We start from the raw sequence: 13,986 nt of genomic DNA on the forward strand, positions 1-13,986 counted from the left end.
GCCTTAGAACAGACTTCATTAAAGGCTTTTATCGCTTACTTATATATGAAACTAACGTCTGAACAAGAACAACAATTAAACCTGGTTTACGAAACTTATTGGGCCCAGTATTTGAAAGGCAATGTTCAGGCCATGGAAGTTTTACTCGATGAATCCTATACGCAGGTTGGTAGTGCAGAAAGTGAGGTATTTACAACAAAAAAACAAGCTGTTCAATTTTTAAAGGATACCATCGATGAAGTAGCCGGAAAGCTCGAAATGCGCAACCGCAGCATACAAAAGGAGCAGCAAGATGCAATAGTGATAGTCCATGAGCGCTGCGATCTCTATGTATTTGATGGGCAGCAATGGGTCTTCTATTCCAAATTCAGAGCCACGACCCTATTGACTGAAAGAAAAGATGGATGGAAAATTATACATCAGCATTCTTCTTTCCCTGATTCAAAAACCGAGGAAGGCCAGAATGTGGCCATTGATAAAATAGCTGAAGAGAACAGGGAATTGCGCGAGGCAGTAAAAAGACGCACTGTAGAATTGGAGCAAAAAAACAAGGAACTAGCTGTAGAGGCATCACTGGAAAGGGTAAGGGCCCGTGCTATGGCTATGCAGAACTCTGATGAGTTATCCGAATTGGTGGATACTGTTTTTAAAGAATTGACAAAATTGGATTTGGCGCTTTCGTGGTGTATGATCAATATTATTGATGAACCTTCGATGTCTAATATGGTTTGGGGGGCAAATCCGGAGATAGGGAAAGCACCTGAGTCGTATCATATGTTGTTTGAGGACTATCGCTTTCATCACGAAATGTTTAGGGCGTGGAAAGAAAAGAAGGATAAATGGGTTTTTGTTTTAAAAGGTAATGAAAAAGAAACCTATGATGATTATTTATTCACCCAAACAGAATTCAGAAGAGTACCTAAACCGGTACAGAAAGAAATGCGTGCAACAAAACAATATGTTGCTTCTTTTACATTCAGCAATTTTGGAGGATTACAAACTGTTGGCGAAGAACCATTGTCCGATGAGAGCCTTGATATTCTAAGTCGTTTTGGAAAAGTGTTCGACCTCACCTATACCAGATTTAATGATCTGAAACAAGCAGAAGCCCAAGCCAGAGAAGCACAGATAGAAGCAAGCTTGGAAAGAGTCAGGTCCAGATCAATGGCAATGTATGAAGCAAATGAATTGGCAGATACAGCTATGTTGCTATTTGAACAGGTAACAGAACTGGGAATTGTCCTTCGAAGTTGTGGCTTTCTGATCATGGATGATGAACATGAAATTATGGAAGACTGGAGTGCAAATGTAGACGAACATGGAAAGTCAACCATCGTGACAGGAACACTTGGTTTTAACCAGCATCCATTGATTTCAGAAGTGGCAGAGACATGGCGCAAAGGTGAGCCATATTTTATAGGTGGTATACATGGTAAAGACCTTCAGAAATATTACAAGGCGGTTACTTCTCAAGAGTCTATCAGTAAAGCAGTGAAAAGGAAAGTGTTGACAAAAGTAACTTCTGAATACACAAATAGCTTTTATTTTGAATACGGCATGATGTATGTGCTCACTCCCGAACCCATAACCGACCATGAGATCAATGTGTTAATTCGTTTTGCAAAGGTTTTTAAATTGACCTATCGTCGTTTTCTCGACATTCAAAAAGCAGAAGCGCAGGCCAGGGAGGCGCAGATTGAGACGGCCCTGGAACGCATAAGGGCACGGGCGCTTGCTATGCATACTTCTGAAGAGCTTATCGATGTGGCCAATGTTTTGCGGGAACAAATGGGTATGCTTGGTCAGCCCGAATTAGAAGCCTCTGTGATCGAACTCTACGAAGTTGATGATCAGCTTATCGAATCATGGTACTCTTTTCGGCCGGTCAGTAATTTGGCTGGAAATATAATTTCAGGAACATCGTATTTTCCTAAAGGAGCGTGCTTATTGCTTAGCGAAATGTTAGAGATGTATCATTCATCCTTAAATGAATATACATTGACGGCTTCAGGGGAAAAGTTAGAGGAGTGGATAAATGTATTAATCCAGGGATCCCCTGAAATTGTCCAGTACATGAATCAGGAAGATTCCACCCCTGAAACAATGTATTATCATTTTTCAGATTTTTCCGGAGGGTCGCTTTGTATGACGTCCGGCATAGAACCATCCAATGAAGCAAAGAATCTTCAACGTAGGGCTGCATCAGTGTTTGATTTAGCTTATCGCCGCTTCCTTGACCTGCAGAAAGCAGAAGCTCAGGCACGGGAAGCACAAATTGAAGCCGCACTGGAGAGGGTAAGATCTAAGACCATGGCTATGCATAATAGCCAGGAAGTAGGAGAAACGGTTGTTACTTTGTTTGATGAAGTGATGAAGCTGGGTATTGACCAATCTATTCGTTGTGGAATAGGGATTCTTGAAGGAAATGAGCGAATGGAAACATGGTCTGCAAATTATTCGCCCAGTGGTAAAATTGATTTAAAAACAGGGATGCTAAATATGACCATACATCCCATGTTAGTAGGGCTTAAAAAAGCATGGAAAAGTAAAAAGAAAAGCTATTCTTACGATTTTATTGGTAAGGATGTTATTAAATATTATACGGCACTTAATAAAGAACCCGAATATCCATTTAATGCAGATTTAAAAACACTGCCGGATAAAGTATATCACAATAGTTTCTTCTATTCTTCAGGTATTCTTTTTGCCTTTACCGAGAACCCTATTTCAAAAGAAGGGGCTAAAGTATTAAATAGATTTGCTAAGGTTTTTGGACAGACCTACAGGAGGTACTTAGATCTGCAAAAAGCTGAGGAACAGGCTCGGGAAGCTACTATTGAGAGTGCTTTAGAAAGAGTACGGGCAAGTTCTATGGCTATGCATAGAAGTGAAGACCTTCCTGAAACCGCTGAGGTTCTATTTGAACAATTTGCATTATTGGGCAATATCCCCGACCGAATGAGCATTGGCATCTATAAGGAAGAAAAAAACCTGCTGGATTTATGGGTTACGGATCAAATTGGAGGCCAACTAAACCATCGATATGTACTTAAGATGGATGAGGCTACGACCGTTTCTAAAACATATAAAGCATGGAAAGAAGGTAAAGATTCTGTTGTAATTGACCTGTCGGGCCAAAGCCTGAAAAAATGGCTAAACTATATTAAGCAACAGGTGAAGTTGCCTATAGACCTTTCCAATATTAAGGGGAGAAGGGTACAGCAGGCAGCTTTTTTCTCGGAAGGATTTCTTCTTTTCACAACAAATGAACCTGTTGCAGATGAGATCATGCAGTTATTGATCCGTTTTGCCAGGGTATTTGACCAGACCTATAGGCGCTTTCTGGACCTTCAAAAAGCGGAGGCTCAGGCCAGGGAGGCCCAGATAGAAGCTGCTTTGGAAAGGGTGCGTGCAGCATCTATGGCAATGCATAAAACTGATGAACTTGCTCAGGTGGTATTGGTTCTTTTTCAGCAATTTTCTGAATTGGAACTGGATTTCTATCAAGTTTGGATCAATATATTTTTTATTGAAGAGGGGTATTCAAATTGCTGGTTTTCTCCCGTAGAAGGGGTTATAGAAGAAGTTTATACAGCCAGAATACCGCTTGCACCTTTTGAAGAATCTTCCATAATGAGCTGGAGAGCAGGAGAAGAATTTTCATACCTATCCTGGAGAGGTCTGAAGGAAGTAGATGAAATTTCGAAATCTCTTAGTGAAATGACTGGTCATGAAAGTTTTATTAGAATCCAGAAAAAGAAGAGAATGGATCGTATGGAAATTGTTGACTCCAATCATAAATATGGTGTTTTGGCAATGGCAAAGAATAATGATATCACAGATAATGATCGAATTATATTAAAGCGCTTTTCCAAAGTTTTCGAACAAACCTATACCCGTTTTCTCGATCTTCAAAATGCCGAAGCACAGGCCAGGGAGGCACAGATAGAGGTGGCCCTGGAAAGGGTGAGGTCTCGGGCTATGGCGATGCACCATACCGATGAACTTACGGATGTATTGGGTGTTTTGTTTGACCAGTTCGATTTTTTAGGGATCAACCCGGTGCTTACCCATCTCACCTTATTCGATGAAGCCAATGAGACCTTCACTTTGCGGATCACAACCGGGGGAAAGAATCGCGTTATTGCAGAGCAATTGATAGATGTGAATGCAGTGGAAAGCTGGAAGACGTCCTTTGACAACTGGAAAAAAAGTGACCTGCATGCCGTGGATTGTATTGATTACCCCCCGGAAATATTGCCTGCCGTGTGGGAGTTGCTCGATGAAGTTATGAGTGCCCTTCCGGAAGAACACAAAATAGTTCCTGAGGATTTTCCGAATGGTTTCTATACTACCCAGGGACACTGCAAATATGGTTTCATTGGCTTTAACCATTCCAGAAGGGCTACGGAAGAGGAAAAGGATATCGTCGTTCGTTTTGCAAAAGAATTTGGGCGTTTGTACCAGCGTTTCCTGGATTTGCAACAGGCGGAAAAAAGGGCAAAAGATGCCCTTAAGCAGGCTTCGCTCGATAGGGTCCGAGGTCAAATTGCAAGTATGCGTACAGCAGCCGATCTGGAACGCATTACCCCTCTGGTCTGGAATGAACTCAAAGTACTCGGGGTGCCATTTATTCGATGCGGGGTTTTTATTATTGACGAAAAAACTAAAATGGTCGAGGTCTATCTGTCGGCACCAGACGGCCATTCACTTGGCGTTTTGCACCTCCAATTTAGGGCAAATACTCTGATTGCGAATATGGTTGCCAATTGGCGGAAAGGAAATATTTTTAAAGAACATTGGAACCGGGAAGAATTTATAAGCTGGACAGGGTCTTTGATGCAAGAGGGACAAATCTCGGATAAAAGTACCTATCAGGGAGCAGCAAATCCACCAGAGTCATTAAATCTTCATTTTATTCCTTTCACGCAGGGGATGCTATATGTTGGTAGCGAGGACCCCTTGAATAACGAGCAGATTGAATTGGTACAATCATTGGCAGAAGCATTTTCGATTGCTTATGCCCGGTATGAGGATTTCACAAAATTAGAAAAAGCGAAACTAAGTGTGGAAACCACTTTGTCCGAATTAAAAGCCACCCAGACACAGTTGGTGCAATCTGAAAAAATGGCATCACTCGGAGAACTAACGGCAGGGATAGCGCATGAGATCCAAAACCCATTGAACTTTGTCAATAACTTCTCAGAGGTAAGTGCTGAACTCATTGAGGAGATGCATGAGGAATTGCAGAAAGGCGACCTGAAGGAAGCCCTGGCCATAGCTGAAGACGTCAAACAAAACCTGGATAAGATAACACACCACGGTAAACGGGCCGATGGAATCGTAAAAGGCATGTTGCAACATAGCCGTAGTAGCAGTGGCCAGAAAGAACCTACAGATATCAATGTCCTGGCAGATGAATATCTGCGGCTGGCATATCATGGTTTAAGGGCCAAGGACAAAACCTTCAACGCTACCATAAAAACCGATTTTGACGAAAGGATGGTTACGATCAATGTTATTTCTCAGGATATTGGAAGGGTGATACTCAATTTAATTACCAACGCATTTTATGCTGTTTCCGAGAGAAAAAAACAACAGCCAAATGGATTTGAACCAACAGTTTCAGTAAGTACAAAAAAGAAAGGGGATCAGATTTTTATTTCGGTAAAAGATAATGGCAATGGCATCCCCGATTCGGCACTAAAAAAAATATTTCAGCCCTTTTTTACGACCAAACCCACCGGGCAGGGAACAGGATTAGGATTATCCTTATCTTATGATATTGTAAAAGCACATGGGGGTGAACTAAGAGTGGAGACTAAAGAAGGACAGGGGACTACCTTTAAGGTACAGTTGCCGATGGTGTGAATAGGAGCAGAGTAAAAAAATATGGATAAAATAGTATAACATAGATGAAAATACTGGTAGTAGACGATGAAAGAGATATAAAAACTCTTTTTGAGCAACGATTCCGAAAGGAAATCCGCAACGGAGATATGTTCTTTGTATTTGCTTTTTCAGGAGAAGAAGCTGTAAAAATTCTGGGAACCATGGAACAGGAGGCTGTACTGATCTTATCGGATATAAATATGCCGGGGATGAGCGGACTGGAATTGCTGGAGTATATCAAGACAAAGTACATTAAGCCACCCCCAATAGTAATGATGATCACGGCCTATGGGGATAGGGACAATTATGAATCGTCCAAAAGGTTGGGGGCAGACGATTTTTTGACCAAACCTTTGGAATTTGGTATCTTAAAAGAAAAATTGAAAGCAATATTATGACCTCAAAAATACTGGTAGTGGATGATGAGACGGATCTGGAAGTACTCATCAAACAAAAATTCCGAAAGCAAATACGGCAGAACGAATATGAATTTGTATTTGCGATCAATGGCATTGATGCCCTGGAGAAACTAGACAGCCATCCCAACATGGATCTGGTCTTGAGTGATATTAATATGCCGGAAATGGACGGCCTTACCTTGCTCACAAAACTAAACGAGCTAAACCCCCTGTTAAAATCAGTTATGGTATCTGCCTATGGCGACATGGAAAATATCCGTACGGCGATGAACCGCGGGGCTTTCGATTTTATTACCAAGCCAATCAATTTTGAAGACCTTACTATTACGGTGGAAAAAACATTAAAACACGTAAGACAAATTAAAGAGACCTTAAAAGCAATTAAGGAAAACAATATTCTAAAAATGTATGTGGATGAAAACGTACTAAACTTTATGGGTAGCAAGGAGTACGAATCTACCATTATGGCCAATGAAAATATTGAGGCCACTGTAATGTTCATTGATGTTTGCGGTTTTACTGCTATTAGTGAGAGCACCCCGGCCGATGTAGTGGTGAATATGCTGAACACCTATTTTGATATGATGGTAAAAGAAATTATTGCGCAGCAGGGCTATGTAGATAAGTTTATCGGTGATGCTGTTATGGCCGTATTCAGAGGAGAATATCACCTGGACAGGGCCATTGATGCGGCATTGGGGGTACGACAGCAAACCAACAAGCTTCCTAAACCTGAAGGCATCCCAAATTATACGCCTAAAGTATCTATCGGCATCAAAAGCGGTGAGATGGTGTCCGGGAACATTGGTTCATCGAGTTTAAAAAGATTGGACTATACGGTAATAGGGGATACAGTAAATACTGCAGCCCGCTTGCAGGCTTCTGCCGGTGAAAACCAAATCATTATTTCAGAGAGCTGTTATGAGGGAGTAAAGGAATCTTTCCATTGCAAAAAAGTGGGTAGTATTAACATAAAAAATAAAGCGGCTCCAATCACTGTATATGAAGTTTTGGAATAACAAATTAATTTAAAACTACAGGCTTAAACAGCAGATAATGCCATTGATTTAAATTTCCGAAATCTTCTTTACCTTAGCACAAAACTAAAATGCCTTATGGAAAAACAAAAGGTTAAAAACGTGTTTGTACAGGGGGCTATAACACCTGATTTTATTGCTAAATCCATTGCGCATCACCAGTCTAAGACCCAGATTGGCGCCCACGATATTTTTTTAGGACAGGTAAGGGCAGACCAAATTGATGGAAAAAAGGTTGAGGCAATTGAGTATTCTGCCTATGAAGAAATGGCCAACCTCAAATTTCACGAGATCAGGGAGGCAGCATTTAAACGTTTTGACCTGAGTTGCATGCACATATACCACAGCAAGGGGATTGTTAAAACAGGTGAAATTTGCTTGTTTGTATTTGTTTCCTCACCTCACCGAAAAGAGGTGTTTGAAGCTTTGCATGAAGTTGTGGAGGAAATTAAAGAGCAGGTTCCGGTTTTTGGAAAAGAATTGTTTGAGGATGATTCCTACCAATGGAAAGTAAACACTTAAAGATGGTAGATATTACACATAAAAAAATCACACTCAGAACGGCAATTGCCCAGGCAATTGTTCATGTGAGTTCTAAAGATACCATTGAAGCCATTCTGAACAAAACAGTACCAAAGGGTGATGTATTTGCCATGAGCAAAGCAGCAGGATTGTTGGGGGTAAAAAAGACGTCAGACCTTTTGCCAGACTGCCATCCATTACCTATTGAGTATACAGAAATAGATTACGAAGTGGAAGGGCTTCAGATCAAAATATTAATTACCGTAAAAACCAATTATAAAACCGGTGTTGAGGTTGAAGCCATGCACGGAGCAAGTATTGTAGCCCTGAATATGTATGACATGCTAAAGCCAATAGACAAAGGAATTGAAATAAGTTCTATAAAACTATTGGAAAAAACAGGGGGTAAATCTGATATCAGGAATACCTGAAAAAATTAGTTTCTCACTGCCCAGATCTCATACATGGGCCCTCCCTTGCTGTTTTTTCCCTTATGGTGCCAGTCATTGCCTTTTATTTCATAAGTGAAACTGAGTTTTGCACCTACCCTGGCATTATCTCTGGAAAAATATTGAATGCTTTCAGAATAAATCCCATCCTTTGAAGTGTAAGTACCGCCTCCGGTTCCGGAAAATTTAAAAGTTTCCGAATCATAGGCAATCCATTGAAAATGGCCATCCGATAAAAACTTCATTGTTTTACGCGAATTACTTTCTCCCCGTCTTTCCTGACCTTCATCCGGCCCGCGTGTTGCAAAAAGCCACTTGCCATCCAATGGCTGATTAAATTCCGGGTCTTTCTTAAAAAATAAGTTGTTTTCCCCAGCTAACATCAAACCATTTTCAACTACTTCTAAAGGCAATGCAACAGATGTGGTAGTATCCTCTTCATAATTAGAATTAAATTCAAGCTCCACCTTTAAGACTCCGTTCTCTAAATTGTAAAAACCACCTATGGTCTTTATAAAAGCTGCGGGCGATTCCGAGTAAATCGTATGAATAAAATACGAGTTGTCAATTTTTAGTTCATGGGTAAGTCCGTTAACACTATCCTGCGCATGATAAACCCCGGCCTGGATCTGGGCCTGCAAAGTTATGACAGAAAATACCGATAAGAAGAGAATAGACCATTTCATAATTCATGTTTTTATAGACTTAAAAATACAGATAATTCCATTGAAATCTGCTATTGGATTCTAAGAATAAAAAAGATTTAAAAACTTTGGGAAGGCAGGTTCTTCAGCATTTCTGTAGTTGTATTTTCAAGGTTAAACTGCGGTTCCCACCCCCAATCTTCTTTAGCTTTGGTATCATCAATGCTCCGGGGCCAGGTTTCTGCAATTGTTTGTCTGAAATCCGGATCATAGGATATTTTGAAATCCGGAATGCGTTTCTTTATGCTGGCGCTGATATCAGCCGGAGATAAACTCATGGCTGACAGGTTATAGGAAGACCTCACCGTTAGCTGATCAGAATTGCAATCCATGAGTTTAATAGTAGCCCTGATAGCATCATCCATAAACATCATGGGAAGTTTTGCGTCCTCGTTCAGAAAACAAGTATAGCTTCCCTTGTTCAGAGCTTCGTGATATATTTCAATTGCATAGTCTGTCGTACCTCCCCCGGGGAGGGTTTTCCAGCTAATTAATCCCGGGTACCTTACACTTCTTACGTCCACCCCAAATTTATGGTAGTAATAGGAGCACCATCTTTCACCGGATTGTTTGCTTATGCCGTAAACAGTGCTTGGTTCCATCAGGGTGCTTTGAGGCGTATTGTCTTTTGGGGTATTTGGGCCAAATACCGCTATGCTGGAAGGCCAGAAGACTTTTTCAATTTTCCTTTCTTTTGCGAGGTTTAATACGTTGAAAAGTGAATTCATATTTAAATTCCATGCCCTTTCAGGAAATTTCTCAGCAGTTGCACTTAACATAGCAGCCATTAGGTAAACTTCTTCAATTTCATGATACATTACAACATCCTCAATAGCTGCGTAATTGGTAGCATCGAGTAATTCAAACGGCCCCGAGTTCATTAAACTCTCACTGCCTTCACGAATATCACTGGCAACCACCTGGTCATTTCCGTATAATTCTCTTAAGGCAAAGGTAAGTTCTGTGCCAATCTGCCCGCAAGCTCCCAAAATAAGGATGGATTTATGCATAGTTGAAGGGTAAATAAAATTCCTTGGTAAAGATAGCTTTTATTAAAATTTGTACATTCGTCTTATGAGAAAATTGTTTGTCATTGGGTTAATTTCGTTGCTCGTGTTCTCCTGTGGCAATAAGCAAAGTTCTGAACAAAGTGTTGAGGCAGATGAGTTGGAATTTGATGTTCAGAACCTGCCAAAAAAATCAACTTTAAATAGCGGGGCCACCGCAATTGTGGATACCTGGGCCGAATTTAAAGATTTGGATATGGCTTTTGACGGACTTTACGCCGTTGAAAATAATGAAGAACTCATTCTCCTTATTGATGAGTTTATAGAGAAACAAAATGCACTTGCTGTTTCCAACTACCCGGAACTTTTTGATAAACCACAGGTAAAAAGCAGGCAAAAAGTTTTTAAAACGTATATTCTAAAAGTAAGGGCAACCCTCGAATACCGCAAGGACCCTATGGAACCAACCATTGAAATGGTCAATGCTTTTAACGGACTGCGCAATCAGTTTAATGTAATGGTAAATTATAATTTGGACACAAAAATGATTTTAGATGAATAGGTTATTAATGATTATCCTAATGTTATTTGCAGGGCATTTGATTGCCCAGGAAAATAGCCAAAAGGAATTGAATGAACTGATTAATGAATGGCATGAGGCAGCATCCAAAGCCGATTATGAGACTTATTTTGGGATACTGGCGGATGACGGCGTGTTTATAGGGACGGATGCCTCAGAAAATTGGCAAAATGAGGATTTCAGGACATTTTCAAAACCCTATTTTGATAGGGGTAAAGCCTGGAGTTTTACAACTATTGAACGAAATATTTATATTGATAAATCAGGAAATTTTGCCTGGTTTGATGAATTATTGGATACCCAAATGGAAATTTGCCGGGGATCTGGTGTGCTTGCCAAAGAAAATGGTAAATGGAGAATAAAACACTATGTGCTTTCCATTACTATTCCAAACGAGGATGTGGATCAGGTTACTCAGCTGAAAAAGGAAAAGGATAGCCTATTCATACTAAACAAAAAACTCCGCTAGAACATATGATATTTCATATGGCCAGATCAGTCAGAAAATTATGATATTATGAAAATCGACAGAATCTTCCTCTCTTTTATTTTTCTATTTATCTTATCAGTGGGTTGCAAAACGGAACCCAAAGAGCAGCAAATAGATTATTATTCCTCTCCATTATTTATGGATGTGCAAATGGAAGCAATCTTTGAAGATTCCAAGACTTTCGTAGATCTTGTCCCTAAGGATTCTTATTATGCGCTAAACAATAAATATGAGAAAGAAAGACAAGATGAGAATTTTGATCTTAAAGCTTTTGTCGCGGAAAATTTCAGCGATAAGTCTACGGCAACATTGACCTTTGAAACAGACACAACCCATACGATGTATGAGCATATTAGCAGCATCTGGGGCAAATTAACCAGAGGGCCGGATTCTTTAGTCCCATATTCTTCCAGAATATCCCTTCCTTATGAATACGTTGTACCCGGAGGTAGATTTAAGGAAATTTATTATTGGGACAGTTATTTTACCATAGAAGGTTTGTTGGTAGATAATCAGGAGCACATTGCCAGGAACATGGTTGATAATTTCGCTTATTTAATAGACACCCTGGGATTTATCCCAAATGGCACCAGGAATTATTATTTAAGTCGTTCACAACCACCCTTTTTTACGCTCATGGCTTCCGCATTAGCTCGCAAAGACAGTATGGTTTTAGTTGAGTATTTACCACGGATAGCGAAGGAATATGATTTTTGGATGGCGGGTAAGGATTTAATTGAAAGCCAGTATGAGGCTAACAAGTATGTGGTTAAAGTAGGAGATGATTCCTTCCTTAATCGCTATTGGGACAGCAGCCTTACACCACGCCCTGAAAGCTACAAGGAAGATTATCATTTGGCTGCGGACCTGGCGACGGAGAAGGAAAAAACAGATCTGTATGTTAATTTAAGGGCCGGTGCAACTTCCGGCTGGGATTTTAGCAGCCGATGGTTCGCTGAGGAAGATTCTTTTAGATCTACAAATACAGCAAATATATTACCGGTAGACCTGAACTGCCTGCTTTATTTTATGGAGAAGCAAATAGCTTATGGATATAGTTTAAAAGGGGATAAGGAATCTGAATTGCAATACGGTAAAAAGGCATTGAAGCGTAAGGAGTTGATTCAAAAAACCTTTTGGGATGAAGATGTACAATTCTTTATGGATTATGAATTTAGAACGAAAAGCAATACAGATGAATTTACACTGGCGGCTGTTTATCCTTTGTTCTTCAACATTGCCACAAAGGAACAGGCAGCAGCGGTTAAGGAAAAATTAATCGCTGATTTTTTAAAAGGCGGAGGTCTTCTCACTACGCTAAAAAACACAGGGCAACAATGGGATGCCCCAAACGGATGGGCTCCTTTGCAATGGATGGCTGTGCACGGCTTGCTCAACTATGGGTATGAAGAAGAAGCGTTGGATATAATGAAAAGATGGCTGGCAATCAATGAAAGGGTTTACAGAAACACCGGAAAGATGATGGAAAAGTATAATGTAGAGGATACGAGCTTGCTATCCGGGGGAGGTGAATACGAGACCCAGGATGGATTTGGCTGGACCAATGGCGTAGCATTAGGGTTTAAGGCCCTGGTAGAACAAATGGAGACTGACTGACACATTAAACAGGTCGCTAATAGATGGCAACATTTAAATAACAACCCTTTTCATTCTGAAAAAATTTTAAGGTTTGGTGAAAGTTTAAGGTTAATTCAGGACGTATTGGATAGTAATCTTAATTGGACTATTATATACAACTATGGCAAGGTCACTGCTTTTTATACCGGACATTTCGGGTTTCACTAAATTTGTTCAGACCACAGAAGTAACACATAGCCAGCATGTTATTGCCGAATTGCTGGAAGTACTCATAGAAGCAAATACGGAGGAGCTACAGCTGGCAGAGGTTGAAGGAGACGCCCTTTTTTTTTATAAGGAAGGGGAATTGCTTTCACAGGAAAAATTGCTTGCCCAGATAGAAACCATGTTTACTGCATTTGCAGGGCATCTGAAACTTTTGGAAGAGAATAGAATTTGTCCGTGCAATGCCTGTGCCTCTGCTCCTAAACTGGAGTTAAAAATTGTTGCTCATTGTGGTGAGATTGAATTTCTGGAAGTACAGGGAAACAGAAAGCCATTTGGAAAACAGGTTATAGAAGCACACAGGTTACTTAAGAATTCTGTTGAAAGTAATAATTACGTGCTAATAAGCAAGGAACTCTCTTCCTGCATTGAGCTGCCAATTTATTATTATAGCAAGGTTTTCAGATTTAGGCAGGGGAAAGATATTTATGACCAGGAAGTAGTTGAATATATTTATTCGTTAATTGATAGTAGCAAATTAAATATAATAGAATATTCCCGTGCTAAAGAGGTTGTATTTGATACACCACCCGACTTTGTTTTGGAAAGGAATTTTTATATTCCGGCCGAAACACTTTTAGAATATGTTACCAATCTTACCTATAGAAATTTTTGGGTAAAAGGCGTTGATAGATTTGATTACAACGAAAATGAAGTTACGAGATTGGGCACAGAACACGTATGCGTAATAAATAATAAACATTTTAACTTTGAAGCCGTTAAGAAAAAAGTCAAGTCCGGAAAATATGTTTATGGAGAAAAAACTACCAATATTCCTGTCGCGGATACCTTCTATCAATTTTATACTTTTAGCCCTATTTCAGAAGATTCCAGTCATTTAAAAGTAGAACTTTATTGGGAAACAAGATCTTTACTAAAAAAAATACTAATGACTCTTTTTGGCAAAAGGGTATTAGTGAAAAACACTAAAAATAGCTTGGATTTATTGTTTAAATTCAGCGAAGAAAGGGGTACTAAGCCCACCTGATAGAGGAATGACATTTTAAATCAATTCATTTATTG

Annotated in this window: 11 protein-coding genes; 9 read left to right on the plus strand and 2 right to left on the minus strand. The window is 39.9% G+C overall.

The window, feature by feature from the left end:
• Positions 1–45 precede the first annotated feature (45 nt).
• From G504_RS18650 to moaC, 5 genes are all read left to right on the plus strand, one after another.
• Positions 46–5,871, plus strand: a complete 5,826-nt coding sequence (locus G504_RS18650; RefSeq protein WP_019670440.1) for an ATP-binding protein — start codon at positions 46–48, stop codon at positions 5,869–5,871.
• 44 nt (positions 5,872–5,915) lie between these two features.
• Positions 5,916–6,290 carry a response regulator gene (locus G504_RS0112070; protein ID WP_019670441.1) on the plus strand — a complete coding sequence of 125 codons (375 nt, stop codon included), beginning with the start codon at positions 5,916–5,918 and terminating at the stop codon, positions 6,288–6,290.
• Complete coding sequence (locus G504_RS0112075) at positions 6,287–7,330, plus strand: adenylate/guanylate cyclase domain-containing response regulator (RefSeq protein WP_019670442.1); 1,044 nt, start codon at positions 6,287–6,289, stop codon at positions 7,328–7,330. The genes G504_RS0112070 and G504_RS0112075 overlap by 4 nt, the downstream gene beginning before the upstream one ends.
• Positions 7,331–7,426: 96 nt before the next feature.
• Positions 7,427–7,870 carry a molybdenum cofactor biosynthesis protein MoaE gene (locus G504_RS0112080; RefSeq protein ID WP_019670443.1) on the plus strand — a complete coding sequence of 148 codons (444 nt, stop codon included), beginning with the start codon at positions 7,427–7,429 and terminating at the stop codon, positions 7,868–7,870.
• Positions 7,852–8,301, plus strand: coding sequence for a cyclic pyranopterin monophosphate synthase MoaC (gene moaC / locus G504_RS0112085; protein ID WP_240473045.1), 450 nt, complete (start codon positions 7,852–7,854; stop codon positions 8,299–8,301). Before G504_RS0112080 ends, moaC begins: the two co-directional genes overlap by 19 nt.
• 5 nt (positions 8,302–8,306) lie before the next feature.
• Here moaC and G504_RS0112090 read toward each other — a convergent pair whose 3' ends face one another.
• A complete protein-coding gene (locus G504_RS0112090; protein ID WP_019670445.1) occupies positions 8,307–9,005 on the minus strand; it encodes a hypothetical protein in 699 nt (232 codons plus the stop codon).
• A gap of 77 nt (positions 9,006–9,082) precedes the next feature.
• Positions 9,083–10,033: an NAD-dependent epimerase/dehydratase family protein gene (locus tag G504_RS0112095; protein ID WP_019670446.1), complete on the minus strand. Its 951-nt coding sequence runs from the start codon at positions 10,031–10,033 to the stop codon at positions 9,083–9,085.
• A 64-nt stretch (positions 10,034–10,097) separates the two neighbouring features.
• Here G504_RS0112095 and G504_RS0112100 point away from each other — a divergent pair, with 64 nt between their 5' ends.
• From G504_RS0112100 to G504_RS0112115, 4 genes are all read left to right on the plus strand, one after another.
• Positions 10,098–10,592 (plus strand): hypothetical protein, encoded by a 495-nt coding sequence (locus G504_RS0112100; RefSeq protein WP_019670447.1) that lies wholly within the window; start codon positions 10,098–10,100, stop codon positions 10,590–10,592.
• Complete coding sequence (locus G504_RS0112105) at positions 10,585–11,079, plus strand: nuclear transport factor 2 family protein (protein ID WP_019670448.1); 495 nt, start codon at positions 10,585–10,587, stop codon at positions 11,077–11,079. Before G504_RS0112100 ends, G504_RS0112105 begins: the two co-directional genes overlap by 8 nt.
• A 48-nt stretch (positions 11,080–11,127) precedes the next feature.
• Positions 11,128–12,717: an alpha,alpha-trehalase TreF gene (treF, locus tag G504_RS0112110; protein WP_083930763.1), complete on the plus strand. Its 1,590-nt coding sequence runs from the start codon at positions 11,128–11,130 to the stop codon at positions 12,715–12,717.
• Positions 12,718–12,859: 142 nt separating this feature from the next.
• Positions 12,860–13,951: a DUF2652 domain-containing protein gene (locus G504_RS0112115; RefSeq protein ID WP_019670450.1), complete on the plus strand. Its 1,092-nt coding sequence runs from the start codon at positions 12,860–12,862 to the stop codon at positions 13,949–13,951.
• Positions 13,952–13,986: the final 35 nt, after the last annotated feature.

The organism is Eudoraea adriatica DSM 19308 (assembly GCF_000382125.1).
Lineage (GTDB): Bacteria > Bacteroidota > Bacteroidia > Flavobacteriales > Flavobacteriaceae > Eudoraea > Eudoraea adriatica.